Origin of the sequence: Komagataeibacter oboediens (genome assembly GCF_018491655.1) — a bacterium.
GTDB classification, from domain to species: domain Bacteria; phylum Pseudomonadota; class Alphaproteobacteria; order Acetobacterales; family Acetobacteraceae; genus Komagataeibacter; species Komagataeibacter oboediens.
Map to the genome: position 1 here is coordinate 61,078 of NZ_JABLUU010000012.1, position 25,511 is coordinate 86,588.

Genomic DNA, 25,511 nt, shown 5'->3' on the forward strand with positions numbered 1-25,511 from the left:
ATTCCGGTCATTCAGGCATAGAAATTGGGGGAGAGCGGCAGGTCCTGTATTTCCTGCGGGTCATGAAACAGGATGAGTTCCGCATTGAAACGCTGGGAGAGGGCATTGATCCGCTGGATGGACTCAAGGGCTGCCTCGGCATCATAAGTGACCCCGGGCAGTACTTCATGCGCAAAGTTCTCGCGTAAATCACCGGCATCGAATGTCAGGATCTTTTTACCCGAACAGGGCAGGGTAACAATTGCCGACTGGTGCCCCGGCGTATGACCGTATGTTGCAATCAGGTCCAGGCCGGGGCACAGGCTCCAGTCACCGTTATGGAAGTTCCACGCAATATCATCACTGGCGAAGTCTTCGGTGAAATAGCCGTATTCCTTGCACTCCATGGCGTAAGAGTATTCTGCTTCCTGCATATGGATAACGGCATTGGGAAGCTTTTTTATGTATCCGGAATGATCATAGTGCAGATGGGAAATAATGACGTCGGAAATGTCATCCAGCCCGATGCCGATTTCAGCAAGCAGTCCTTCAAGATCATGCCCCTTGCGGATAATGGGCGGCGTTACGCCATAATCGGAAAAATACCTGGCTTTGTTTTCCTCGGTTGAAATATAAAAAGGGTCCAGGCCAGTATCAAGCATTGTCCACCCTGTCGCAGTTTTCAGCAGATAGACACAGATTGGGGCGCAGATCATGAAATTCTGCCCACGGCCCAGGGTTGAGACGGACTTGGGTATGACTTCATATCCACATAGAAGAATATAAAGACGCTCGACGGCCGTCATGCCACGTCTCCATGGTATGTTGTCTGTTGCATGTATGTCATCTGTATTGGACCGTAGTCATGCCAGATGCGCACCGGACCGGTAGAAGCGTCTTATCCCGTCCTGCATCTGAAGATCATGCACCTGTCTGTCCGTATTGGTCCTTGCATCGATGAACCGGGCGGTACTGCGCAGTTCTGCTTCAATGTCGGACCTTGAGACCGTGCGGCATCGACCGTTTTCGACAATGGTTTTCCCGTTTATGATCAGGCGGTCCACGTCCTGATGTGTCAGGCGCGACATAAGTATGTCAGGGGTCAGAGGCATGGCCGGAGCTGTCGCATGAATGCGTCCGGTGTCCAGCACCACCACGTCCGCCACCTCCCCTGCGGCAAGACGGCCCCCGTCGCGCGATCCGGTCACAATATAGCGCCCGTCCTGCATCAGTGCCTTCAGGCATGCAGGCAGCATCAGGTTCATGTCGCCCGGGCCATCAATGCCGGGGGCCAGGGCCTGCGTTATGCCCTTCACAAGGCGTGCTTCACGCAGGATATCGTCATCATCTTCCAGCGCCATTCCATCCAGGCCGATACCAAACGTAATGCCTGAACGGACGATCTGGGGCAGAGGCGGAAAACCGGAGCACAGGCGCATATTGGATGACAGGTTGCATGCAATCGTGACGCCGCGTTGTATCAGAAGGTCCAGTTCCCACGGCTGAAGCCAGACACAGTGCGCAAGGGTAAGGCGGGGACTGAGCAGGCCGATTTCGTCAAAATAGGTCACGATACCCTGCGGGAAGTGATGATCGGCCCAGTCCCGCTGGAGCTTTGTCTCAAGGAAATGCATGTGGACACGGCGATTTTCGGCTGCCGAAATCTCGGCAATCTTTTCCAGCGTTTCCCGGTTGGTCCATTGTGGGCCAACGGGGCCGAACTGTATGGAGAAGGTATCTGTTTCCAGCGCCTTCAGTTCTTCAAAGATACGCAGCCCTTCTTCCAGTGTGCGTTTATGGCGCTCTGCCCATAGCTGCGGGTGTGCCTGCGGGTTATCGACAAAGCGCGCCAGATCTGCCGTTTCGCCATAGACAAACGGGTTTTCCCCGGCAAAGGGCAGTGCGAACGCAACACGGATCCCGACCTGCTGGGCTGCCTGCGCCACGCCTTTCGCTTCTTCCAGCAGTCTGCGGCCATCCTGCGTGTTATGGCAGTGTACCACGGCGCCGATCCCGGCTTCCGCCATGCGAGTAAAGGCGCAGGCCGTGCTGAGATAGGAAAGGGCGCGCGGTTCCAGCCCGAGGCGTGCCATCCATATCTCCAGTGGACCATCGGCTATGCCAACAGACAGGGTGGGAAAACCGCGGCCATGGTCATGCGCGTTGGCAAAGGGCGGCATGGCCACCCGGCGCGATGCCCCCGCCAGATCAGGGGAAGGGGCAATACGTTCGATATGCCTGCCGTTCAGGCACAGGCGTTGGTTGGCCACCAGTTCAGGATCTGTCGGGTTGGCCAGAAGATAGTCTACATCCAGATCCATGGTGTCATCCATCAATAGAAAACTGCGGTCATCCCGGTTGGGACCGGGACCTTAATTATTGAATTTCACGTCCGTCCGCGGGGTCTGTATGGGACCGGGTTCCGCAAGGTCGTGACAGGAGGATGGTGCCGGCCTGCCATCCATGACGCCCTGAACAAAAGGCCATGAATCCTGCAATGCGTAATTGACGGTACCACTATGGGTCAGTCCGGGATATTTGTACCAGACAACCGACGTTCCAGCCTGGCACAGCGTCTTGACCGCTTCATACTGTCCGTTGGTGCCTGCCATGTTATCGGAAAGGCCCGTCCCGACAAAAAGCGGTATGGTCACATGGCCGTCCGGCAGATCGAAATAAGTATTGAATTTGGCGTCAGACGGAGGAAGATCCGATTTGATCAGTTCACCGCCCTCATGAATGTCAAGCGCCTTTGCCTGATTGAACAGATCATGCAGGCAGCCCTCGTTTGCCGTCTTGTAAAGCGCTTTTCCCTTTTCCGACAGATAGGCCGGCAGGTCGGTCTGGGGCGCGATGGCCTGGTCACTGCCCGCAAGCCGCAGCATTGCAAAGGCAGGGTCCATTTTCAGGATGGTCGTATAATGCTGGTCGACGCTTGTCTGCCCGTTACGTTCCTTATCGCCGATGGCGGTCACCAGTCCGGTCAGCACCCCACCGACAATATGAAGTTGCGGTGCGTAATGCGGATATTCCCATGCAGCGGCCAGTGCGGCACCCGCCCCCTGTGACTGTCCGATCAGGACAATCCGGTTCTGGATATCCAGTGATCTGTCGCCAATAACCGCACGTGCGGCATCAAGGGCGCTATAGGCTTCGGGCCGGTAGAGCAGGTAGGGATGCACACCTTCGGTCCCCAGCCCCTGGTAATCGGTCGCGACAACGGCAAACCCCTTTTCCAGCCATGCGTTCAGATAGGCCTGATCGCGCTTGCTGGGTCCGCGCCGGGAGGGGGCGCACTGATCGGCAAAGCCCACTGTGCCATGTTCCCATGAAACCAGTGGCCAGCCGCCTTTTGGGGGGGCGGATCTGGGAAACAGTATGTAGCCTGATACGGCGGTCTTTTCTGTATTGTTCAGGCCATTCGTGGAACTGTACAGAATACGCAGCGCTTTCCCCGTTGCCGGGGGCAGCCAGGATTCAGTTAGTTTTTCCGTGCGAAGCATTGTGCCCGGCGCCGCCGATACAGGTTCCGACCATTCATAAAAGGGAGGGAGCGGGGCCAGGACACCTGCCGCATGCGCCGTGCCCAGTGTCAGGCTGGCGGCAACTGATAAAAACAGGAAAGACTTTGGTATCATAGTAACTGGTTCCTTATTTCCGAACATGCCTGATGCAGAACCGGAATAATACTCTCTTTTTTCTCGGGGGAACTGATCTTCTCGACACGGGTCCCCATGTTCAGGGCTGCAACCTGAACCCCGTCGCGCCGGATCAGTGGAACGGCAATCGAACAGTACCCGATCTCGACTTCCTGTTCGACAATACAGAATCCGGTCTCGGCAGTATGGGAGAAGATTTCACTTAACCGCTGTTTGTCCGTCACCGTAAAGGGCGTCAGGCGCACGGGTGACAGGTTCTGAAGGAACGTGTCACGTTCCTCGGGCGGCAGGGCGGAAATCAGGATACGCCCGACGGCGCTGCAATATGCGGGCAGCCGCATGCCGATGTTTTCCCGGATCTGGTAAGTCGGCGATTTCCCGGGGGAAGCATACGCGATCATCAGGGCCTCGGTCTGGTCCATGACCGCGACGGAACAGTTGGCGTCCAGTTCGGTGGCCAGTCGTTCGCATAATGGCTGGAGGATGGACGATATGGGGTTGGTATCAAGATAACTGCTGGCCAGTTCCAGAATCTTGGGCTGTATCCTGAACAGCCGCCCCTCCTCGGCAAGATAGCCCATATGTACAAGGGTCAGAAGCGCACGGCGCACGGTCGCGCGGGGAAGGTCCAGCTTCCGTGCGATTTCACTCAGCGTCATGGCCCGGCTGTCGGATGAGAAAGTCCCGAGAACGCCCAGGCCACGCGCCAGTGCTTCCGAAAAATCCCTGCCTGCCGGGTTTGCACTCCGTGCATCGGCGCTACTGCTCTGAAGCCGGCTCATGTTCTGATGGTTCCCATGTTATGTCAGGTTGGCCATGGATATGTCATGTCACATGGACTGCCATATCCCGGCCATGGCAGGAACTGCCTGACCGGGATGTGGCGGGGTTCAGAACAGGTCGAAATATTCCCGCTGTTCCCATTCGCTTACCTCCAGTTCATACCGCCTGATTTCTGATCGTTTTATCTGCGTTATATAATCTATGAACAGTCCGCCGAAGGCTGCACGGAATGTCTCGTTGGTCTGCAGCGCATCCACTGCTTCGGCCAGGGTCTGGGGCAGAAGGGGGCTCTGGTTGTCATAGGGGGTTTCGGTCGGTGGTCCCGGGTCAATCTTCTGGGCCAGCCCGTCCATGCCCGCCACGACCTGCGATGCGAGGTACAGATAGGGATTGGCCGCGGGTTCGCCCACACGGTTCTCCACGCGCGACGCCCTGTCGCCCGGTGCGCATAGCGCCCGTACCATGACGCCCCTGTTGTCGATGCCCCATGCCGCCCGGTCCGGCGCAAGTGAGAAGGGGCGGTAGCGTTTGTACCCATTGATGGTCGGGGTGGAGAAGACCGCCGCCGCAGCAGCATTCTTCAGCAGGCCGCCCATCCAGTGCAGCCCCGTTTCCGACATGGCTTCCGTCGGGCCTGATGGTTCGAAAACATTCCGGTGGGTCGCACGATCGCATAGCGACTGATGCAGGTGCCACCCGCTTGACATGACAGAGGGCAGGCGGGGACGGCACATGAAGCTGGCATGATAGCCATGACGCTGGCAGACCTGCTTTGCGGCGGCACGGAACAGGACCATGTCATCGGCAGGCTGGCTGCCCTGTCCGACATTGAAGACCATTTCCACCTGGCTGGGTCCGAATTCCACCTCCAGCGAGGCAAGGTCAAGCCCGAGGCCCTGAACATTTTTCCGCAGGACTTCAAGAATCGGGTCCAGCGTATCGTAATTCAGTTCCGTCAGGTAGTTGTACCCGCGATGGGTCAGTTCCACCGTGGAGGGTTCCCCCGGCTGTCCTGCATCCGATAGCGCAAGCCGGGGATCGACCATGCGCGTAAGGTGGAATTCAACCTCCAGTCCCGACATGAAATCATATCCCTGATCAGCCAGGGATTTCATGGCATTGTGGCACAGGTGGCGTGTGGCGATCGGGACGGGGCGGCCATCCCTGAAATACAGATCACAGAGTACCCAGCCCGAATGCGGTGCCCATGGCAGCACCCGGAACGTCGTGGGGTCAGGCACCATGACCATGTCGGCCGACCCGCGCATTTCCTTCAGCCCCGGAACATTCTGGGGCGTGAAGACGGAAATGACCGTGCGGTGCGCCGTATCTTTCATCAGCAGCGATGATGCGATTGTCAGGCCGTTTTTAAAGGCGCCCTCCACCCCGCCTGCGACCAGTGTCTTGCCGCGCAGGATTCCATGCTGGTCAGGAAAAGAAAACCTGACCACCGAGAGGTCTTCGGCCCTGATCCGGTTCTGGACTTCCTTGGCCGCCTGCTGCTGCTCCGGTGACCACAGATCGTATTTTTCTATGAAGGACATCTTCTTGCTACTTTTTAATCGCGTTTTTTCCAGGAAGCTCCGTTGCGTCGGTTGGCGTCCACCTGGCGCCAGTAGGTATCGATACTGTTGCTGGGGGCGACCCCGTCCATGGTGGCGGGCCCCTGGATCGCAGCCGCTTCATCGGGTGTCAGGACCATAAGCGGGGTTTCGCCGTTCACCGCTTTGGTGATCGCATCAACCAGAATGCGTCGGTAGGCGATAATGCCCTTGTCGCTCTGCCCCAGGTGTTCACGCGTCCTGTCCTGGATCGGCCCGAGGGATTCAACGGCCCACTGGTCATGTACGTTAATGTCCTCGCCCATGCCGGTATATGTCTTGTGGAGCTGTTCCTCGACATTGAAGCCGTAATTGTTATGCCGTCCGACACGCGGCCTGTAATCCGGCAGGGTGTACAGTTCCAGGCGCTGGTTGCGCATGTGGGTCTTGTTTACGGGCGTGGTGAAGCTGGTGAAGATGGCGTACCAGTAGCATGACGTATCATCGATCGGTACATGCCATTGCGTAATGGTCATTTCGCTTGAAAGCGGAATGACAAATGCCTGCGGAAACAGCAGATTGGTGACGCGGACATGTGTTTTGTCATCGCTCATCGGCCGGGTGGCGATCAGTTGCAGGCCGTAATCGGTTTTATCGACCTCGATCGCGGGGGCATCGAATTCCCGCAGCACGCGTGTCATCGGCATGTCACTGTCTGAAGATGTCGCGCGGAACTGCCTGCCATAGGCAGATTCGGGTTCATCATCTTCAAAAAAACGATGCAGGAAGCTTGCATGCGCCGGGTCAATTCCGACTTCCAGTGCCTGAAGCCAGTTGCATTCCATCAGTCCCTTGAACGCGAAGACATGGCTGTCCGGGGCCTGAAAACAGTCAAGGGCCGGGAAGGCCGGGGGTTCGCCTTCACCAAGATAGGTGAAGATGATGCCGCTTTTTTCCACGACGGGATACGAACGCTGACGGATCTTCCCGCACAGTCTGCTTCCCGCAGGTTCGGCCGGGGTTTCAAGGCACTGGCCCTGCACATCGAAAAGCCAGCCATGGAACGGACAGCGCAGGCCGCCATCTTCCAGTCGACCGAATGCCAGATCCGCACCCCGGTGCGGACAGTCACGGTCAAGAACGCCCAGCCTGCCGCTTTCATCGCGTAAGACAACCAGATCCTGCCCCAGCAGACGGGCCGGCCGGATGGGCCGTTTTCCTTCAAGTTCGTCCGACAGCGCCACCGGCTGCCAGTAACGGCGTAACAGGGTGCCGGCCGGCGTACCGGCAGAAATTCTTGTTATGAAATCGTTCTGTTCCGAACTCATCATATCGCGAGGTACTCCAGCGAAATGTCAGATGTATTTGCCGCATCTTGTCCGATTAGCGAACAAGACTTCCATATACGGACATTATGCTTGCGCTAATTGTGGAAGAAGAGCAAGCTTGTTTCGCACTCGTGACAATAAACTTGTTACGACATGTGTACCGCTCAATTGCATGTATTGGGGATGTCAAGCATGACCGAAGTGATTTTCCACCTACCTGACGGATCTGCCCGATCGGTCGCCGCCAAGTCCGGCCAGACCGTCATGCAGGTCGCTGTTCAGGGAAATGTCCGTGGAATTGATGCGGAGTGCGGGGGCGCGTGCGCATGCGCCACATGTCATGTCTATGTTGAACCGGAATACGTGGGGCTGATTCCCCCTGCAAGCGAAGAAGAATCCGAAATGCTTGACGGTGTTGCGGCGGAACGACGCCCCAACAGCCGCCTGGCATGCCAGATTACCGTGCCGGATGACGTGGAAACCTTTGGCGTTGATGTGCCGGAGTGCCAGTTTTAATGGGAAAGGGGACGCTTATCATTGGTGCCTCGCATGCTGGCGTGCAGTGTGCATCGGCCCTGAGGGACGCGGGTTACGCCGAACGCATCATCCTTGTGGGCGAGGACGATGCCCTGCCGTACCATCGTCCCCCGCTATCGAAATCCTTCATCTGCGCGAAGGTGTCGGAAGAAGATATCGAGCTGAAAAGCCATGCATTCTATACGGATGAACAGATCGAGCTGAAGCGCGGGCTGCGCGCGGACTCCATCTGTCGTGAGACACGCACCGTAACACTGTCCAATGGCGAGGTACTGGATTACGACAATCTGGTGCTGGCGACGGGCAGCCGCCCCCGCTTGTGGCGAAAGGGTGAAATGCCCGGCAATGTGCATGTCCTGCGCACCCTTGCTGATGCGCGTCATATCATTGGCGCACTGAAGGCGACGGACGGGACCGTCGCAATCGTGGGTGGCGGGTATGTTGGCCTGGAACTGGCGGCGACGGTCAGAACGCAGTTTGGTCGTGATGTCGTTATCATAGAGGCATCCCGCCGCCTGCTGTCCCGGTCGGCATCGCCGCTGCTGTCGGACTGGGTGGCGCGCCAGCATGTGCAGGCGGGATCACGTCTTTTGCTGAATACGCCCATGGTCGGGTTTGAAACATCTAATGGCGTGGTGGATGCGGTCGTGCTGGATGGCCAGCCGGATGTGAAAGCCGGTGTGGTCATACTCGGCCTTGGGATTGTCCCCAATGAGGAACTGGCGTCGCAGGCCGGCATCCGGTGCGCTGATGGCATTATGGTGGATGAATTCTGCAGGACGGATGACCCCTGCGTCTATGCAATCGGAGACTGCGCGCGCTTTTCCGTTGCGCAGGTTGATCACACGGTGCGACTGGAATGCGTTCAGAACGCGCATGACCAGGCAAGGGTCGCCGCCGCCACCATTGCAGGCAATCCGACCCCCTACAGGCCGGTGCCATGGTTCTGGTCTGACCAGATGGGGGCAAAGCTGCAGACTGTCGGTTTTCTGGATAATACCGTCTCGTCCATCACGCATGGGGATATCGAAAATGGAAAGGGTGCATTCTTTCATTTCGATTCAGAAAAAAATCTGTGCGCGGCCGAGACCGTCAACAACCCCGCCATTCACATGCAGATCCGTAGGGCACTGGCTGCTGGCAAGAAGTTGGATCAGCAACGTTTTGAACATGAAGGGAAGTTGGACCTGAAATCATAGAATTAGCGCAACTTATACTTTCCCTAAGTTGCAGTTTTGTGTGTGTTTGGTGCTACACCTGCCGTCTAAGATAATTCCTGAAAGGAAAAATAGTTTCTTACAGCCGCATGCGATGCTACATTTTTGGTGCTGGACCGTAACGACATGCCAGGGTCAGGCGCACTTGGTTGATTGTCGTAATATTCTGCAGGCCGGAGATAAAAAGATGAGCGTTAGTAGACGAATTTTCCTGTTGGCGAGCTGCGTGGTCGCTGCAACATATTCGCAACAATCTAGCGCTCAGAGCGCGGTTGCGACAAAGCAGACCCGTGAAAGCCAGCACAAGGCACAAAAAGCGGCAGACCGGACGGAAGCGCAGAAAGTCGAACTGATGACCGTTACCGCCGACGGCGCCATTTCGGCGACTGGTGTTACGGGGCGGCAGATGGGTGGTGGCCTGATCGCGGCTGAAACGGGATTCAAGTCGGCCAGTACGGTCAGCCATGATTTCATTGCGAAACAGTCGCCGACACAGTCCATATTCCAGTTGCTCAAATATGAACCCGGCGCCAATGCCGCATCAAGCGATCCCTTCAACATGCAGTTCGGGGGTGGCGGTCTTTCGGTGCGTGGCCTCGATTCATCGCAGATGGGGTTTGTATATGAAGGCATCCCTGTTACCAGCACCTATAACAGTCAGGTCAATCCGGCGGAATGGGCCGATACGGAAAACCTGGAACGCGTGCGGCTTGATCAGGGTTCACCGGACATTTCAACACCAACCGTCAATGCGTCCGGTGGCGTCGTCACCATGTTTACCCGTGATCCGTCCAGAAACTTTCATATTACCGCGGATTCCACCGGTGGTTCGTATGACATGGCGCGTGGCTTTGTCCGTGTGGATACGGGTGAGATCGGTCGGTCCGGCGTGCGCATGTTCATCTCCGTCTCGCAGTCGGAAGGCAACCACACACGTGGTTACGGTCATGATTCCAAGACCCACATGGACCTTGGCCTGCTGAAGGACTGGGGGCATGGCAGCCGGTCCAAGCTGACGATTTCGTTCAGCGAATTTGATATTTCCAACTACAACTATCCGACCCTAGCCCAGTATAATCAGGGCGGTCAGTACAATTACACCAACAACTGGGCGAACGGCACCAATTCCAAATACTACAAGCTGCATGATAACCCTTATGAATCGCTGCTGGTGTCCCTGCCCACCAACATCAATATCACCAAGCATCTGAAATTAAACTTCACGCCCTATACATACTACATGTTTGGCACCACGGGCTTTGGCGGTACCGTAAGTGAAAACGCGGTTTATTCCGGCCTGACAAGCGTGCCTGTCGATCTGAATGGCGATGGAAAAATCGGCGGAAGTTCGATGGTCTATGAGCCTTATATCGAGGAAACGTCGCGGTCAGGCTTTAATACGAACCTTGAATATAAAACGAAACATAACTCCCTTACATTCGGTTACTGGTTCCAGTACGAAAATGATGATCTGTATTCCAATTACGGGCGTGTAAGCTCCAGTGGCGCGCCGCTGGACCCGTGGGGCACCACGAACTATTACACGTATAACGGTCATCCGATCTCGCTCATGGCTCAGCACTCCTATGTTACGACAAATGTGCTGTATATTGCCGATACGGTCTCGCTGCTGCATGACCGCCTGAAGATGATGGCCGGTTTCCGTGAAGCCATGGTGACGCGTCAGGGTGTCAACTCCCTGCCGGGCGTGCCGTATAATGCCAACACCAACAATGCCGAACCGCTGCCCATGTTCGGCGCGACGTTCAAGCTCAACCGTCATCATCAGTTCTATGTCAATGGCAGCACCGCTTTCCGTGTCCCGTCATCCAATGCCCTGTTCGAAGGGACCTATAATGGCGTGGAGACCAAGGCGGGAAATACATCCCTGAAACCTGAATACTCCATTACTGAAGAAATCGGCTATCGGTATACTTCAAAGCTCCTGATGGCGCGGATCGCCTTCTTTAACTACAACTTCACCAATCGTCTGGTCAGCACCGAAACCTATCGCGGTTCACAGCAGATCCCGTCTGAGATCAATGGCGGTGGGGAACACGCCCGTGGCGTTGACTTTGAAATGGGCACGGGTCCCTGGCACCATCTGCGGCCTTATATTTCGGCCGAATATCTGGATGCGCGCCAGGACAGCAACCTGCAGGTCGGTGCGGACTATCTACGCACGAAGGGCAAGAGCGCTGTCGAAGCCCCGAAATACCAGCTTGGTTTCGCACTTGATTATGACGATGGCCACTTCTTCGGCAACGCAGGCGTGAAATGGGTCGGGCGGCAGTATTCAACCTTCATGAATGATGCGTCCATCGACCCTTACGTGCAGCTCGATCTGACGGGTGGGTACCGGTTCAACAATGTCGGTTTCCTCAAGCGGCCCGAAATCCGTGTCAACATGGTCAATGCAGCGAACAATCATTACCTGTCGGGTGTGTATGGCGTGCAGACAAGCGCCAATGCATCGCGCGGCCTGAAGGGCACGACAATCGCAGCGGGTGGTGCACCCACCTACTACGTTTCAACACCGTTCATGGTCATGGCGACGGTCAGTGCCGGCTTTTAATACTGTTATGGGATAGGGGAGGCGCTTCGTGGTGCGAGGGCAGACAGGACGACGCGGTTTCATGATCGGCTCGGGGGTGACCATGCTCGGATGGAGCGCGGCAGAGGCCCGTTCCGCCGTCATTCAGACAAAGGACGGGGCGCTGGAAGGTGTCTCCACCGCTGTTCCTGGTGTGACCGCATGGCTTGGCATTCCGTATGCCGCGCCACCTGTCGGCCCGTTTCGCTGGCGTCCCCCCCAGCCTGTCAGGGCATGGAAGGGGGTGCGCAGGGCCGATCATTTCGGTCACAGTCCGTATGCGCCATCCTCGTTTTCCAGTGATACAGACAGCGCCTTTACCCCTGCGGACATGAGCGAGGACTGCCTGACCCTGAATGTATGGGCACCCCCGCGTCGCAGGACGCTCCGTCCGGTCATGGTCTGGATTTATGGCGGCGCCTTCATCATGGGAACCAGTGCTGATCCGCATTATAATGGTACGGCACTCGCGGCTGAGGACGTGGTTGTTGTCTCCCTCAACTACCGCGTTGGTATTCTGGGGTCTTTTGCCCATCCGGAACTGGCGCGGGAATCTCCTCAGGGCGTTTCGGGCAATTACGGCCTGATGGACCAGATCGCCGCCCTGCGCTGGGTGCGTGACAATATCGAGGCCTTTGGTGGCGATCCGGACAATATTACCATTTTCGGCCAGTCCGCCGGTGCATTCAGTGTGGCCTACCATCTGGTCATGCCCCAGTCCCGCGGGCTGTTCCATCGCGCCATCGCCCAGAGTGGCGCACCTCTGGGGCGGCCGGATTCCGAAATTCTCCTCGGACGACTGCCTGAGATGCAGCAGGCAGGTGCCGCGTTCGGCCGTCGGATCGGTCAGCCAGATCTTGCCAGCCTGCGCAGCCTGCCGGCAGAGACCCTGATCAAGGAATACGGGTTCAGCTGGCAGTTCTATCCGGTGATTGACGGTTTCCTTGTGCCTGAACATCCCTTCCGCATGCTGGCGGCCGGAAACTGCGCCCGGGTTCCGGTCATGGCCGGACACAATCATGATGAAGGCAGCCTGTTCCCGCCCATCGGGAATGGAACGGCGGCTGGCCTGCGCAAGGCTGTCCACCAGATATATGGCAGTGAGGCGGGCAGGGTTCTGTCCCTGATGCAGGCGGAACCCGGGGTGACGCCCACAACGATGGGGCGCGATGTATTCGGGGATCTTGTGTTCAACTGGAACAGTATTGTCCTGGCCATGATGATGGCCCGCGTCAGTACAAGCTATGCCTACCGTTTTGACTACAGATATGCGCTTCCGGCCGTGTGGGGCGCGAAAAGTGCCACCGCAGCGCCGCCGGGATATGCGTTTCATGGCGCGGAAATAGGCTTTGTGTTCAAGACCCAGCCAATATGGTCCGAACGCCAGCACGAACAGGAAGATCTCATGCGCAGGATGTCGGGCTACTGGCTGAATTTTGCACGTAATGGCGATCCGAACGGCGCGGGCCTGCCCCAGTGGCCGTCCTACAGGCCCGGACAACGGCAATTGTTCCGCCTGGATGAGCGGCCCCCGGAGCTTGTGCCAATCGAAAATTACGACAGGCTGGTACTTCTGGGCAAAGCCATGGACAACCGCGTGCTGGAGCAGGGCTGACATGAATGCGGCAATAGACAAGCCCGTAGCCCGGCGGAACGTACGATCCGCGCTGCTGATCGCCTTCTGTTACGCAAGCATCGTGCTTTCAATGACAAGCGTCGGCATATTTGTATCGTTTGTTGTCGAAATCGGGCGTGACCTGCATATATCGCGTGCGGAAGCCGGTATGGCACTGTCGATCTATTCGATCCCGGCTGCTCTGGCCTGCATGCCGATCGGGCGTCTGATTGATCGTATCGGCATCCGGTATGGCATGATGCTTGCCGGTATTCTGGCGGCATTGGGGGATATTTTCCTTGCCGGTGCCAGTGATACCGAAATGCTGTATGGCGGCATGGCATTGGAAGGTACGGCCTTTGGCTGCATGGCGGTTGCCTGCCCCAGTGCCCTGGTTTCCTGGCTTGATGGAAATCTCCGCACGCGCGCGCTATCCTTCTGGTCCACCTATGGGCCGGTTGGTTATGCGTGTGGCCTGCTACTGGCGGTGCCGTTTGCAACAGGCACCCACTGGCGCCAGTCATTTGCGTGGGATGGTGGTATCTTCTGTGTCCTGATCGTGCTGGCATTCTGGCTTCCGGCACAATCTGCAATCGTGGAAGTCCGCAGCCTGCGTGCGGGCCTGAAACTTTTCCTGCTTGATCGTGCCGTGCCCCGTCTTGCCCTTGCCCTGGCGTTGCCAAATGCCGTGGCCTACGGGGTCAGTGTGGTCACGCCTTCCTATCTTGAACATCTGTATGGGCTGAGCCTGAAGGTCTCGAACGGCGGCGTTGCGGGGGCCAAGATACTGGCCATGGTCTGTGGCGGTGTCCTGACGGGGTATCTTCTGATCCGCAAGGTGGATTTCCGGAACCTGTACCGCTTGCTGGTCGTCATGGGGATATTCGCGATCCTGGTGCTGTTTTTTCCGTATGGGACGTTCCCGATCGCCCTGCTTGGTCTGGTCATGTGGCTTCTTGCCTTTGGGGGACTGGTCGGGTCCGCCACGGCGCAGTTGCCATTACTGGTTACATCCCCAAGGGATATCGGGCTCGCATCCGGTATCATCGGGCAGATAACGTCCTTTGTCTGCCTGCTTGCCCCACCTGTCTTTCTGGCCATTTCGCAGTGGAACATCCTGTGGGGACTGGCGTCGGTCACGCTGCTTCTTGCCGCATGGCTTGTTCCCGGAGGCCGGACAGGACTGGCCAGCCAGACAGGTATCGGGACCCATTCACCAGATCGGACACCCCAAATTCTTCATGAGGAGAAAAGAACTTGAAAATTATCTCTATTACGGCATTCCCGTTTTCACTGCCCACGCGGCGTGACTTCCGCTGGGCCGGCATGCTGGGGAACCTGGGGAATTTTGTCGCGGTCCGGGTCGAAACGGAAAATGACGTTGTCGGCTGGGGGGAGGCAACACCACTTCCCGACTGGGGCGGGGATTTTGGCCGTCATGCCGGTGAGACGGTAAAGACCGTTATCGAAATGGTCCAGAACGTGCTGGGGCCGGCACTGATCGGGTCGGATGTTTCAGATGTGACGCGTGCGGCCCAGATCATGAACCATGTGGCAGTGGGGAACGTCTACGCAAAATGCGCCGTCAGCATCGCGCTGTATGATGCATGGGGCAAGGTGACGGGTCTGCCTGTGTACAGGTTGCTGGGCGGAAAGGTGCGTGACGGCGTGGCGGTCGCGCATATGGTGGGCCTGATGCCGCAGGCCGAGGCAGTGCAGGAAGCCGTCATGGCGGTGGAAGATGGTGTCGGCACACTGCAGATCAAGGGTGGCGTGGACAGCGCGCGGGACATCTCGCTTATTACGGAACTGCGCAGGCTGCTGGGGGACGGCATCACGCTGCGCATGGATGCCAATCAGGGCTATGGTCACGGCAAGAATGCGTCGCGTGTCGTAAGGCAGCTGACGGATGCTGGTGTGTCACTGGTGGAACAGCCGTCGCAGGGCCTGCGTTACATGTCGGAAGTCACGGCATCGTCGTCCGTGCCCATCGTGGCGGATGAAAGCTGCTGGGACATTCATGACGCCTATGATGTCGTCCGTGAACGGGCAGCCGACTGCTTCTCCATCTACCTTGCCAAGGCTGGCGGTTTTGGCGGGGCGTGCAAGGTGGCTGACTTCGCGGAATCACACCTTATGGCCTGTGACGTCAATGGTTCCATTGAATCCGCGATCGGCACGGCGGCCAACGTGCATTTCGCGCTGGCGCGGCCGAGTGTTTCCCTGGCAGCGGTCATTGCGATCAGCGCGCCATCAGGCACCCATCCCTATCGTGTGGCCGGCCATTATTATGACGATGATGTTCTGGCGGAACCCATGACTGTTAAGGACGGGGCCCTCCTGCCGCTTGATGCGCCAGGGCTCGGGATCGTTGTTGATGAAGAAAAGCTTCAGTCTTTCCGGTCTGATAAATGAGCATGACGACTTATCGTATCGCGGCGGATATTGGCGGGACGTTCACCGATATCGCGTGCCTTTCGGGCGATGGTATACTGCTAACGGCCAAGGTGCCGTCCACGCCGCACGATTATAGCGAAGGCATCCTGAACGGTATCCGCCAGATTATTGAACGCGTGGACGTGCCGATGTCGCATTTCGCGAATCTGCTTCACGCATCGACAATCGCGACCAACACCATACTGGAAAGCAAGGGGGCGAAGACCGCGCTGGTCACGACCCGTGGTTTCAGGGACGTGCTGGAACTGCGGCGTATCCGTGTGCCGCGGCTGTATGAACCGCTCTACTGCAAGCCACCACCGCTGGCATCCCGGCGCCTGCGCTTTGAAATTACCGAGCGCATGGACCCGAAGGGACAGGTGCTCGCACCGCTGGATACTGCGGATGTGGGCGCCCTTGCCGTCCGGCTGCGTGACCTGCAGGTTGAAGCGGTCGCGGTCTGCTTCCTGCACAGCTACGCGAACCCTGCGCATGAACAGGCTGTCCTGTCCCAGCTTCGCGATGTGCTGCCGGCAGAGTGTTTCGTCTGTATCAGCTACGACGTGCTGCCTGAAATGCGTGAATACGAGCGCACCAGCACCACGGTCGTGAATGCTTATGTCGGTCCTGTGGTCCGTCGTTACCTGACAACGCTGGAATCACGGCTGAAGGATGCGGGTTTTGACGGGCATGTCCTGATGATGCAGTCCAGCGGTGGCCTGCTGGATGTGGACAAGGTCGTGGCGAAACCGGCAACGGTGGTCGAAAGCGGCCCCGCGGCGGGCGTGGTTGGCGCCGCGCGGCTGGGGGCTGCCGCAGGGTATCGGGACCTGATTACCTTTGACATGGGCGGCACGACAGCCAAGGCATCGCTGATTCAGGACGGCGGCCTGACCGTAACCGATGATTATGAAGTTGGCGGCGGGATTTCCATGTCCAGCGCACTGGCCAAGGGGGGCGGATATGCCCTCAAGCTGCCCATCATCGACGTATCCGAAGTCGGGGCAGGGGGCGGCAGCGTCGTCCGGCTGGATGCGGGTGGCGTGATCAAGATCGGCCCGGAAAGTGCTGGTGCCGTTCCAGGCCCCGCCTGTTATGACGCAGGCGGTGAAAAAGCCACGGTAACGGATGCCAATCTTGTGCTGGGGTACCTTAATCCCGAAGCCCTTGCATCCGGAAGTGTATGCCTGAACAAGGCCCGTGCCGAGGAGGCGATCCACCGCGCGGTATGCGATCAGACCGATGTCAGCCTGCTGGATGCGGCTTATGGCATTCACTGTGTCGCGAATGCTGCGATGATGCGCGCCGTCAAGGGTGTCTCGACATATCGTGGGCGCAACCCGAAGGATTTCACCATGCTTGCGTTCGGCGGCAATGGCGGGATGCATGCTGCGGCGCTGGCGCGTGAACTCAATATGGGCCGGGTCATCGTGCCCCTTGGTGCGGGTGTATTCAGCGCGGTCGGACTGCTGTTCGCGGATTATGAATCCGGGCGCAGTCTTGCGCTGTCCGGCCTCCTGTCAACAGATCAGGCAGATTGCGAGAAACTGAAGGACGCACTGGAATCGCTTGAACGCGCCGTGCTGGACGACATGCAGGAAAAGTCCGGCATACAGGTCCGCAGGACCATTCACTTGCGGTATCACGGGCAGGGATCCGAACTGGGGATAGCGGTCGATACGTCGGATATTACGGCTCAGACCGTAAACCGGCTGATCGAGGATTTCGTGGCGGAGCATGAGCGCAGCTACGGATATTCCCACGAAAATACGCCCATCGAACTGGCCGCAATCCGCGTCGTGGCTGCAATCTCCCCCTGTGGCACCACAAAAATCCAGAGCCCCGGGCGTGCGGTTGAGAACGGAGACAGGGCCGTGCGCATGGCCTATTTCGGTCCGCTGGGGGGGCTGGTGGAAACACCGGTCCTGCGGCGTGATATGCTGGACACGCAGCCCATGCAGGGGCCGCTGATCATTGAGGAATATGAAGGCACGACAGTTGTCCCGCCCGACTGCCGCGCATGGCTTGATGATTACAACAATATTGTAATCGAACTTGAAACGCGGGATGATTCCTGATGGCTGAATGTGATCTGGCTCTCCTCGAAATCATCAAGAATGGTTTTGAGGCCATCGCCGATGAAATGGCGATCATCCTCATGCGGACGGCCCATTCGCCAATCGTTCGCGACGCCATGGATTTTTCCACGGCGCTGTGTGACGCCAATGGGGAAAACATTGCCCAGGGTCTGACTACGCCGATGCATCTTGGCAGTTTCTATGATGCGATGAAGCATCTCATGAAGCAGTACGAGGGGGATATCGCCGATGGCGATGTCTTTATCGGCAATGACCCCTATCTTGCGTCGGGGCAGCATCTGCCCGATATTTATGTCGTCCGGCCCATTTTCTTTGAAGATGAACTGTGCGGATGGGCGGCAACGATTGCCCATCATGTCGATGTGGGCGGACTGGTTCCCGGCAGCAACTCGCTCAGTGCGACCAGCATCCATCAGGAGGGGCTGCGCCTGCCGTTCCTGAAGCTGGTCAGTGCAGGGGTGCCGGATCGGGCCATTCACAGCATCATTGCTGCCAATGTCCGCACGCCTGACCTTGTGCTGCCCGACATTGCGGCCCAGTGCGCTGCGGTCGAAGCCGGGACGCGCAGCCTGCACGAAATGCTGCGCCGATATGGCAGGGAGCGCATAAGGCGGTACACCATCGCCCTGCATGATTATGCCGAGAAGCTTGCCCGTGCTGCCATCAGCGCCATAGCGGATGGATGTTACACTTTCGAGGACCATATCGACGGGCTGGGAGACTGCCCCGAACCGGTTGTATTCCGTCTCAAGCTGCAGATTTCGGGTGATGAGGTGGTGGCCGACTGGACTGGTACATCGGCCCAGGTCGCGGGAGGCATCAATGCGCCGCTGTCCTTCTGCAAATCAAATGTGTATGCGGCCCTGCGTTCGGTTATGGGTGATGATGTGCCCAACTGTCATGGCTATACACGCCCGATCAGGGTCATCGCGCCGGAGGGGACCGTCCTGAACTGTACCTATCCCGCGGCCTGCGGCGGGCGCGGGATCACCGGTTACCGGATTGTGGACTGCATGTTCGGCGCGCTGGCGGACTGCCTGCCCGACCGTGTCGCCGCCGATGGTGCGGGCGGGTCAACCCTGCCCAGCTTCAGTGGCCGCCAGCGGGGGAAAACATTCGTGTTTTCCGAATGCATCATGGGTGTGTGGGGGGCAACCAGTCAGCATGATGGGCAGGAAGGGGTGCCGCATATGGCCTCCAACCAGGCGAATGTGCCCATTGAAATCATCGAGGCGGATTACCCGATCCGGATAGAGGAGTATGCCATAGCCCCCGATACCGCAGGCGCGGGGCGTTATCGGGGTGGGCTGGGCATTACCCGTGCCTATCGCATCCTGCAGGATGACGTGTATTTCGGGGTCCGTTCGGACAAGGTGAGGTACCCGCCCTACGGGCTGTTCGGCGGCGGAACAGGGGCGCCTACGGTCAATATCCTGCAGGTGGATGGGCATGAGCAGGTCCTGCCCGCGATGCCGACACAGCCCATCATCCTCAATACCGGCGATGTGTTCCATCATACCATGGCAGGGGGCGGGGGATATGGCCTGCCGCACGAGCGCGCCCCGCAGATGGTCCTTGATGACGTGCTGGACGAAAAGATCTCGATCCAGACGGCGGCACGGGATTACGGGGTGGTCATTACGCCGGACCATGTCATTGATGAAAACGCAACACGCAACCAGCGCCTGATTTTAAGCGGAGCGAAACAGTGACTTACCATACGGATGGACGGGTCTGTTCCGACCTGGACCCTTTTTCGGAAGAATTCCGCGCGGATCCCTATCGGCATTACGCGCAGTTACGGGCGCTGGGTCCCATTGTTTGGCTGGAACGCCATGACATATGGGTTGTGCACCACTATGCGCAGGTGAAGGAAGTCCTGACCGACTGGAAGCGGTTTTCCAATGCGGGCGGCGGTGGCCTGACCAATTATTTCAAGGAACCGAACTGGCGCAAGCCAAGCATCATCCTGGAAGTTGATCCACCAGAACATGAACGCACACGCCGGGTGCTGATGCGCCTTTTCACGCCGGGTGCGCTTCAGAAAATGCGTACGGTTTTTCTGCAGGAAGCCAGCACGCTGATGGACGGGGTGCTTGAAAACCGGGAAATCGAGGCGATTTCGCAGCTGGTTCAGCCCTTCCCCATGAAGGTCTTTCCCGACGCCGTGGGCATGCCCCCGCTGGACCGGGACATGATGCTGATTTACGGCGGCATGGTCTTCGGCGCCTTTGGCCCGCGTACGGCGTGGTATGACAAGCTGCTGGAACGTGCCGATGAAGTCAGCGCATGGGTCGATGCCAAGTGCGAACGTTCCGCCCTGACCGATGACGGGCTGGGTGCAGCCATCTATGCCGCGGCTGACCGCGGTGAAGTCACGCATGCGGAAGCCAAGCTGCTTGTGCGTTCCTTCCTCTCGGCCGGGGTGGATACGACTATCGATTCCATAGGCCTGTGCCTGCGTGCGCTGGCGGAACATCCCGAACAGTGGAAGATCCTGCAGGAAGATCCCTCCCTGGCGCGTGCCGCGTTTGAAGAAGCAACGCGTTATGACAGTTCTTCCCAGAGCCTGTTCCGCACGACGACCGAGGCGTTCGAGTTCGAGGGCCAGAAGCTGGACAGGCACCAGAAGGTGCTGGTGCTGATCGGTTCGGCCGGCCGTGACCCGGCCGTGTGGGAGGAACCCGACCGGTTCGATATCCGCCGTCGCATCACGCACCAGATCGGCTATGGCACCGGCATCCATGGCTGTGTCGCGCAGATGATGGCGCGTCTGGAGGGTGAGGTCTTTTTCCGCACGCTGGCGGAAAAGTTTGGCAGGCTGGAAATGACACAGGACGCGACCCTGCGCCTGACGCCCGGACTGCGTGGCCTGCTCACGCTGCCCATGGCCATTGGTCCCAGATAAGGAGAACAGATAAAATGGGAACCGTAATCGTTGCTGGCGGTGCGACAGGTATCGGGCTGGCAAGTGTCAGGAAGTTTCGCGAACGCGGGGACAATGTCGTCCTTGTCGACCATCGTGAACAGGCGCAGGCCGTGGCGGATGAACCGGGCAAAGGGGCCTGCGTGTTCCTGCAGCGCGACCTTGGCGCGCCGGGTGTGGCCAAAGAAGTGGTGGAAACCGCAGTCCGGCAGTTTGGCGGGCTTGATACCGTCCTGATTACTGCCGCCCTCATGCTGTCGGCAACATTGCCCGACTGGACCGAGGAGATGTGGGACCGGACGACAGACCTCAATCTCAAGATGCCGTTTTTCATGACGCAGGCGGCTGCCCCCTATCTTGCGGCGTCCGATAACCCCAGCATCATCTTCACGTCCTCCACCGGGGCGATCAAGGGGCATGCGGGCATGTCCGCCTATCAGGCGACAAAGGCCGCCCTGCCGGGGCTGGCGCGTAGCCTGACTGCGGAACTTGGCCCCAGGGGGATCCGGATCAACTGCATCCTGCCGGGCTGGATCGACACGCCGTTCAATGATCCGTTCTGGACCTTCCAGCAGGACCCACAGGGACGGCGCAAGGAAATCGACGCGCAGATCCCGCTGGGCCGACACGGTGTGCCGGACGAGGTTTCATCCCTGATCCTGCTGCTGAGTTCGGAGGCAGGGCGGTACATAGCGGGTACGTCCATCGTCATTGATGGCGGGTACACGGCGGTATAAATGACAACAGGTTCGCACTGGCGGGTTGCCGATGGCTATTCGTCACCGGTCATGCCCGTCCTTTCCGGCTGTATGGGCGCGGTTTCCGCGGCCCATCCTCTGGCGGTGGCGGCAGGACAGGAAATACTGGGGCAGGGGGGATCGGCCGTAGATGCGGCCATCGCCGCGCAGGCAGTTCTCTGCGTGGTTTCCCCCGATGCATGTGGCATCGGGGGGGATCTGTTCGCGATTATCGATGATACTCATTCAGTACAGGCCATAAGCGGTGCCGGGGCGGCCCCCGCATCCGGTCATGAGTGTGCAATTGACGGGGCGAACAGCATCACGGTGCCGGGCCTGCCGGGTGCCTGGTCCGTCATGCATGACAGGTGGGGCGTCCTGCCGCTGGAAGCCTGCCTGAAACGCGCCACGCTGATTGCGGAAAACGGGTTTGAGGTTTCCGCCTATCTGGGCAGGACACTTGCGGCGCATGATGGGCGCCTGCGACAGAACGGGTCCGCCGACTGTCCATGGCGACATGTGAAGGCGGGTGACAAACATGTCCAGCCGCAACTGGCCGAAGTGCTGCGTGCGTTTGCCCGCACGGGGCCTGCGTGTTTCTATACCGGGGACATGGCCCGCGCCATTGTCGGCCGGGTTCGCGCGTTGGGCGGAGCGCTTGACCTGAATGACATGGCCGATCACCAGACGGGACTGACCGATCCCCTGCAGGTCAATTATAATGGAGTGGACGTTTTCCTCCAGCCACCGCCGACGCAGGGCGTGCTGCTGGGGATGGTCCTGAACAATTTCGCGAATTTCCATCCCGCCGATGATATCGCAGCGGAACACATTGCCGTTGAATTGACCGAAGCCTCCTTTGCCTATCGCGACCGCGCGTTTGAAGGACCGGCGCTGCTGGATCAACTGCTGGAGATTGACGTATCCCGGGCCGGAAACCGTGGTGGCCCGCGTGGGTACCTGCATACCGCAGGCGTCTGCGTGACCGATGCACAGGGAATGGCAGTGTCTTCCCTTGTCAGCGTGTTTGATGATTTCGGGTCGTGTGTTTTCGTTCCCGAACTGGGCATTTTTCTGAATAACAGGGCGGGTGGTTTTACACAGGGCGCCAATTCCTATGCACCCGGCAAACGGCCGGTCCATACGCTGGCACCAGCCCTGTTGCGGACGGCCCAGGGCACGCTTGCCATTGCTACGCCGGGGGCTGATGGGCAGGTGCAGACCCTGCTGCAGTTCATTGACCGTATTATCCGGCGTGGGGAAGACCTGGCAACCGCCATTGCGGCACCCCGGTGGCGCAGTCAGGCAGGGAAACTGCTGATGGAACACAGGCATCCTGCCCGGTCCGCCCTGGCCGGGAGGGGGCATATCATCGAACCGATGGCGGACGGTGCAATGTGTTTTGGTGCCATCGCCTGTGCCGGGGTGGACAGGGCAGGCATGCCTTATGCCGTAGGTGACTGGCGGCGTGAAAACTGGGCCGGGGTCATATGACCCCGTTGCTGCCCAGCGGATTTTGCGGAAACAGCCCCTTTCAGGCTGTTTCCGTATAACGCCGGCCAAAATCCCTAAGCGCTTCGGCAAAGCACCCCATGGGGGCCGTGGTCTGTCCCGCGCCGATCACGCCACCCTGGCGGTGGGCAATCGCCGTATCTATGACCGGGGTGATGCCGGTCTTCATGACCTTGCGGATGTCGATACCGGCCGGTGCGCCGATAAAGTCCATGGTCGTGATCTTGAACTCCTTCAGGGCACCGACAGTAATCTGCTCCATCTTGTGCACTACGGACTGCGCATGAGCGAATGAGCCGTCCACAAACTGCTGCAGCACCGGGGCCGCAGCCTGCACATGACCACCAAGCCCGATGGTTTCCATGATGCTGCTGTCCCCGATATCGGGCACGGCATCCGCATCGGTCCATTCGGATGAGAAATAGAGCCCGTGGATGCGGTTGGCGGGCGCGGTATACCAGCGATCCCCCATACCACTGATCTTTATGCCAAAATCAACGCCATTGCGGCACATGGCGGATACAACCGTACTGTACTCGATCCCCCCCACGGCATTGGCCATGGCCTTGGCCGCCGCCATGGAGACGCACAGTGAGAACTGGTCGTTGATTTTCAGGTAAGCCAGTATCTCGCGCAGCCTGTCATGATCCTTGCATGTATCATATAGCGCCATGATCAGGGCGTTCAGGATCACGCTGCTGCCGGCACTGTTGCGGTTATGGCATTCATCCCCCATTTCCAGCGCGCGGGCCATGACTGGCTTTACGGGAATGCCGGGGGTCGCGCGGACAGCGGCGGACAGCGTGGGGCCAAAGACCTGCTCCAGCCATGTCCACCGCTTGCGGGCTTCGCGGTTGTAATCGGCCCGGTCCTGCAGCCCGGTCGCCGGTCCCTGGAACAGCTGGGAATACCCCCAGCTGTCATGGACCGGGTCATGGACCACGGCGAGGGGGCTGGAGGCCGTCGTAATGCCCGCCATGCCCCCGACCGCGCCATATTCATGACAGGGCGCGACCGTAACGGCGCCGGAGGCAATCAGCGCCTCGGCGGCCTCTTCCGTTTCCGCCAGCCCTTCATGCAGGATTCCCTGTACCACGCCCATTTTCTGGGGCGGGCACATGCGGTTCCAGTCAATCGGTGGGCCCGCATGCAGGATGGTCGAGCGGGTCATGCCCGGCAGGGCGTCAATGGCCGGCCTGACATCCACCCATACCGGTTTTGCAAGGTGCAGCCGGGAAAATGCTTCCCTGTTGGCGGCTTCGATTTTTTCCTTCAGTGTCATGCCGACATGCCTTCCAGTTGCTGACCGAACGCCCTGAGCGCCTTTTCGAAACATTCCAGGGGGGCATGCACTTCGCCTGCGCCAATCAGGCCGCCTTCCTTATGGGTGATGGCGGTATCCAGCAGGGGGGTAATGCCGGTCCGGACAACCTTGCGGATATCAATGCCGATCGGGCCGGGTGTGAAATCCATGACCGGAATACGGACATCGGGATTGGTGCTGGCACATATTTCCTGCATTTTGCGCGTATTTGCGATCGCGGAATGGATGTTGCCCTGCACGAACTGGGTGACGGTGGGGGCGCAGGGCTGAATGAAGCCGCCCAGGCCGACGGTTTCGGTAATGGCGCTGTCCCCCAGATCAGGCGCTGCGCAGTCATCATCCCATTCCGCACGGAAATAAAGCCCTTTCACCATCTGGGCGGGGGCCGTGAACCACGTATCGCCCAGGGCGCTGACCTTTATGCCGAAATCCACCCCGTTGCGGGCCATGGCCGTGACAATCGTGCTGTACGGGATCCGTTCGGCCGGCACCAGCACCGCCTTGGCCGCTGCCATGATGGCATGCAGGAGGAAATGTTCGGAGTCCACCAGGAATTTCAGGGATGTCCTGACATCCTCGCCCGGCATGTCCAGCGTCAGCAGCGAGGGATAGAGTTCCCTCAGGAACAGAAGCGTCGCCGCAATGGAGCGGTTATGGCATTCATCCCCCATCTCCACCGCGCGGGAGATGATCGCCTTGATGTCAATCGGCCCGGACGCCCGCAGTGCCTGCCGGAACACCGGCGCGAAAACCTCGGCCTGCCATGACAGGTTTTTCAGGATGGCATCATCATAATATCCCCATTTCAGCAGGCGCAGGCCGCCCCCTTCCGAAATGCAGCTGTAGGCGCGGTTCCCGAAGGTCGTGTTTTCGACCGCCATCACGGGGGTGGAGGCGGAAATGATTCCCCCCCCGGCACCGACGCACAGGTAGTCGTGGCACGGCGCTACCCGGATTTCACCTGAATCAAGCTTGCGCCATGCCTCTTCGGGGGACTGCGCCAGCCCTTCCCACAGGGCGGCGCCCGTAACGCCGTTTCGGTGGGGGCCACACATTTCCCGCCATGGAATGGCCGGACCGGAATGCAGAATGATGTTCTTCTGCATGCCCGGTACGATTTCCAGCGCCGGCCCGACGTCGACAAGCTGGGCCGTGCCGGTACGCATGATTTCGATCGTCCGGGCATTGGCCGTTTCGATGCGGGTCTTGATATCTACCATATCTG

The 25,511-nt window shown here is 58.8% G+C and carries 19 protein-coding genes; 11 read left to right on the forward strand and 8 right to left on the reverse strand.

The window, feature by feature from the left end; all coding sequences use genetic code 11:
* Positions 1-11: 11 nt before the first annotated feature.
* The 6 genes from HNO79_RS10955 to HNO79_RS10980 form a co-directional block, all read right to left on the reverse strand.
* Positions 12-785 carry an N-acyl homoserine lactonase family protein gene (locus tag HNO79_RS10955; RefSeq protein WP_338034406.1) on the reverse strand — a complete coding sequence of 258 codons (774 nt, stop codon included), beginning with the start codon at positions 783-785 and terminating at the stop codon, positions 12-14.
* 57 nt (positions 786-842) lie between these two features.
* A complete protein-coding gene (locus HNO79_RS10960) occupies positions 843-2,300 on the reverse strand; it encodes an amidohydrolase family protein (RefSeq protein WP_214164543.1) in 1,458 nt (485 codons plus the stop codon).
* A 51-nt stretch (positions 2,301-2,351) separates the two neighbouring features.
* Entirely contained in the window at positions 2,352-3,617 is a 1,266-nt protein-coding gene (locus HNO79_RS10965; RefSeq protein ID WP_214164544.1) for a lipase family protein, read from the reverse strand.
* Positions 3,614-4,420 (reverse strand): IclR family transcriptional regulator domain-containing protein, encoded by an 807-nt coding sequence (locus HNO79_RS10970; protein ID WP_010515356.1) that lies wholly within the window; start codon positions 4,418-4,420, stop codon positions 3,614-3,616. The genes HNO79_RS10965 and HNO79_RS10970 overlap by 4 nt, the downstream gene beginning before the upstream one ends.
* Positions 4,421-4,528: 108 nt before the next feature.
* Positions 4,529-5,965, reverse strand: coding sequence for a glutamine synthetase family protein (locus HNO79_RS10975; protein ID WP_110507221.1), 1,437 nt, complete (start codon positions 5,963-5,965; stop codon positions 4,529-4,531).
* A 14-nt stretch (positions 5,966-5,979) separates the two neighbouring features.
* Positions 5,980-7,293: an aromatic ring-hydroxylating dioxygenase subunit alpha gene (locus HNO79_RS10980; protein ID WP_214164545.1), complete on the reverse strand. Its 1,314-nt coding sequence runs from the start codon at positions 7,291-7,293 to the stop codon at positions 5,980-5,982.
* Positions 7,294-7,482: 189 nt separating this feature from the next.
* Between HNO79_RS10980 and HNO79_RS10985 the strand changes: the two genes are divergently transcribed.
* From HNO79_RS10985 to HNO79_RS11035, 11 genes are all read left to right on the forward strand, one after another.
* The gene (locus HNO79_RS10985; RefSeq protein WP_010515444.1) at positions 7,483-7,806 is read left to right on the forward strand and encodes a 2Fe-2S iron-sulfur cluster-binding protein; all 324 of its coding nucleotides are present in this window, start codon (positions 7,483-7,485) and stop codon (positions 7,804-7,806) included.
* On the forward strand, positions 7,806-9,026 hold the full coding sequence (locus HNO79_RS10990) for an NAD(P)/FAD-dependent oxidoreductase (RefSeq protein ID WP_214164546.1): 1,221 nt from the start codon (positions 7,806-7,808) through the stop codon (positions 9,024-9,026). Before HNO79_RS10985 ends, HNO79_RS10990 begins: the two co-directional genes overlap by 1 nt.
* 370 nt (positions 9,027-9,396) lie before the next feature.
* Positions 9,397-11,619, forward strand: coding sequence for a TonB-dependent receptor (locus HNO79_RS10995; protein WP_200409829.1), 2,223 nt, complete (start codon positions 9,397-9,399; stop codon positions 11,617-11,619).
* Positions 11,620-11,650: 31 nt separating this feature from the next.
* A complete protein-coding gene (locus HNO79_RS11000) occupies positions 11,651-13,252 on the forward strand; it encodes a carboxylesterase/lipase family protein (RefSeq protein WP_214164547.1) in 1,602 nt (533 codons plus the stop codon).
* 1 nt (position 13,253) lies between these two features.
* Complete coding sequence (locus HNO79_RS11005; protein WP_010515438.1) at positions 13,254-14,513, forward strand: MFS transporter; 1,260 nt, start codon at positions 13,254-13,256, stop codon at positions 14,511-14,513.
* Positions 14,510-15,667, forward strand: coding sequence for a mandelate racemase/muconate lactonizing enzyme family protein (locus tag HNO79_RS11010; protein ID WP_214164548.1), 1,158 nt, complete (start codon positions 14,510-14,512; stop codon positions 15,665-15,667). Before HNO79_RS11005 ends, HNO79_RS11010 begins: the two co-directional genes overlap by 4 nt.
* A 2-nt stretch (positions 15,668-15,669) precedes the next feature.
* The gene (locus HNO79_RS11015) at positions 15,670-17,766 is read left to right on the forward strand and encodes a hydantoinase/oxoprolinase family protein (protein ID WP_214164549.1); all 2,097 of its coding nucleotides are present in this window, start codon (positions 15,670-15,672) and stop codon (positions 17,764-17,766) included.
* On the forward strand, positions 17,766-19,499 hold the full coding sequence (locus HNO79_RS11020) for a hydantoinase B/oxoprolinase family protein (RefSeq protein ID WP_048856460.1): 1,734 nt from the start codon (positions 17,766-17,768) through the stop codon (positions 19,497-19,499). Before HNO79_RS11015 ends, HNO79_RS11020 begins: the two co-directional genes overlap by 1 nt.
* Positions 19,496-20,695: a cytochrome P450 gene (locus tag HNO79_RS11025; RefSeq protein WP_010515434.1), complete on the forward strand. Its 1,200-nt coding sequence runs from the start codon at positions 19,496-19,498 to the stop codon at positions 20,693-20,695. The genes HNO79_RS11020 and HNO79_RS11025 overlap by 4 nt, the downstream gene beginning before the upstream one ends.
* 14 nt (positions 20,696-20,709) lie before the next feature.
* A complete protein-coding gene (locus HNO79_RS11030; RefSeq protein ID WP_048856462.1) occupies positions 20,710-21,450 on the forward strand; it encodes an SDR family NAD(P)-dependent oxidoreductase in 741 nt (246 codons plus the stop codon).
* Positions 21,451-22,944, forward strand: coding sequence for a gamma-glutamyltransferase family protein (locus HNO79_RS11035; RefSeq protein WP_214164550.1), 1,494 nt, complete (start codon positions 21,451-21,453; stop codon positions 22,942-22,944).
* 40 nt (positions 22,945-22,984) lie between these two features.
* On the opposite strand, the gene HNO79_RS11040 is transcribed toward HNO79_RS11035, so the two are convergent.
* Positions 22,985-24,244 (reverse strand): YlbE family protein, encoded by a 1,260-nt coding sequence (locus tag HNO79_RS11040; protein ID WP_010515431.1) that lies wholly within the window; start codon positions 24,242-24,244, stop codon positions 22,985-22,987.
* Complete coding sequence (locus HNO79_RS11045) at positions 24,241-25,506, reverse strand: YlbE family protein (RefSeq protein ID WP_010515430.1); 1,266 nt, start codon at positions 25,504-25,506, stop codon at positions 24,241-24,243. Before HNO79_RS11045 ends, HNO79_RS11040 begins: the two co-directional genes overlap by 4 nt.
* Between the last annotated feature and the right edge of the window lie 5 nt (positions 25,507-25,511).

Coding starts and splice junctions, on each gene's coding strand:
- HNO79_RS10965 (WP_214164544.1), bottom strand. CDS start 3,617: ATGATACCAAAGTCTTTCCTGTTTTTATCAGTTGCCGCCAGCCTGACA.
- HNO79_RS10995 (WP_200409829.1), top strand. CDS start 9,397: ATGACCGTTACCGCCGACGGCGCCATTTCGGCGACTGGTGTTACGGGG.
- HNO79_RS11040 (WP_010515431.1), bottom strand. CDS start 24,244: ATGACACTGAAGGAAAAAATCGAAGCCGCCAACAGGGAAGCATTTTCC.
- HNO79_RS10990 (WP_214164546.1), top strand. CDS start 7,806: ATGGGAAAGGGGACGCTTATCATTGGTGCCTCGCATGCTGGCGTGCAG.
- HNO79_RS11035 (WP_214164550.1), top strand. CDS start 21,451: ATGACAACAGGTTCGCACTGGCGGGTTGCCGATGGCTATTCGTCACCG.
- HNO79_RS10970 (WP_010515356.1), bottom strand. CDS start 4,420: ATGAGCCGGCTTCAGAGCAGTAGCGCCGATGCACGGAGTGCAAACCCG.
- HNO79_RS10960 (WP_214164543.1), bottom strand. CDS start 2,300: ATGGATCTGGATGTAGACTATCTTCTGGCCAACCCGACAGATCCTGAA.
- HNO79_RS10985 (WP_010515444.1), top strand. CDS start 7,483: ATGACCGAAGTGATTTTCCACCTACCTGACGGATCTGCCCGATCGGTC.
- HNO79_RS10980 (WP_214164545.1), bottom strand. CDS start 7,293: ATGATGAGTTCGGAACAGAACGATTTCATAACAAGAATTTCTGCCGGT.
- HNO79_RS11005 (WP_010515438.1), top strand. CDS start 13,254: ATGAATGCGGCAATAGACAAGCCCGTAGCCCGGCGGAACGTACGATCC.
- HNO79_RS11015 (WP_214164549.1), top strand. CDS start 15,670: ATGACGACTTATCGTATCGCGGCGGATATTGGCGGGACGTTCACCGAT.
- HNO79_RS11030 (WP_048856462.1), top strand. CDS start 20,710: ATGGGAACCGTAATCGTTGCTGGCGGTGCGACAGGTATCGGGCTGGCA.
- HNO79_RS11045 (WP_010515430.1), bottom strand. CDS start 25,506: ATGGTAGATATCAAGACCCGCATCGAAACGGCCAATGCCCGGACGATC.
- HNO79_RS11020 (WP_048856460.1), top strand. CDS start 17,766: ATGGCTGAATGTGATCTGGCTCTCCTCGAAATCATCAAGAATGGTTTT.
- HNO79_RS10955 (WP_338034406.1), bottom strand. CDS start 785: ATGACGGCCGTCGAGCGTCTTTATATTCTTCTATGTGGATATGAAGTC.
- HNO79_RS10975 (WP_110507221.1), bottom strand. CDS start 5,965: ATGTCCTTCATAGAAAAATACGATCTGTGGTCACCGGAGCAGCAGCAG.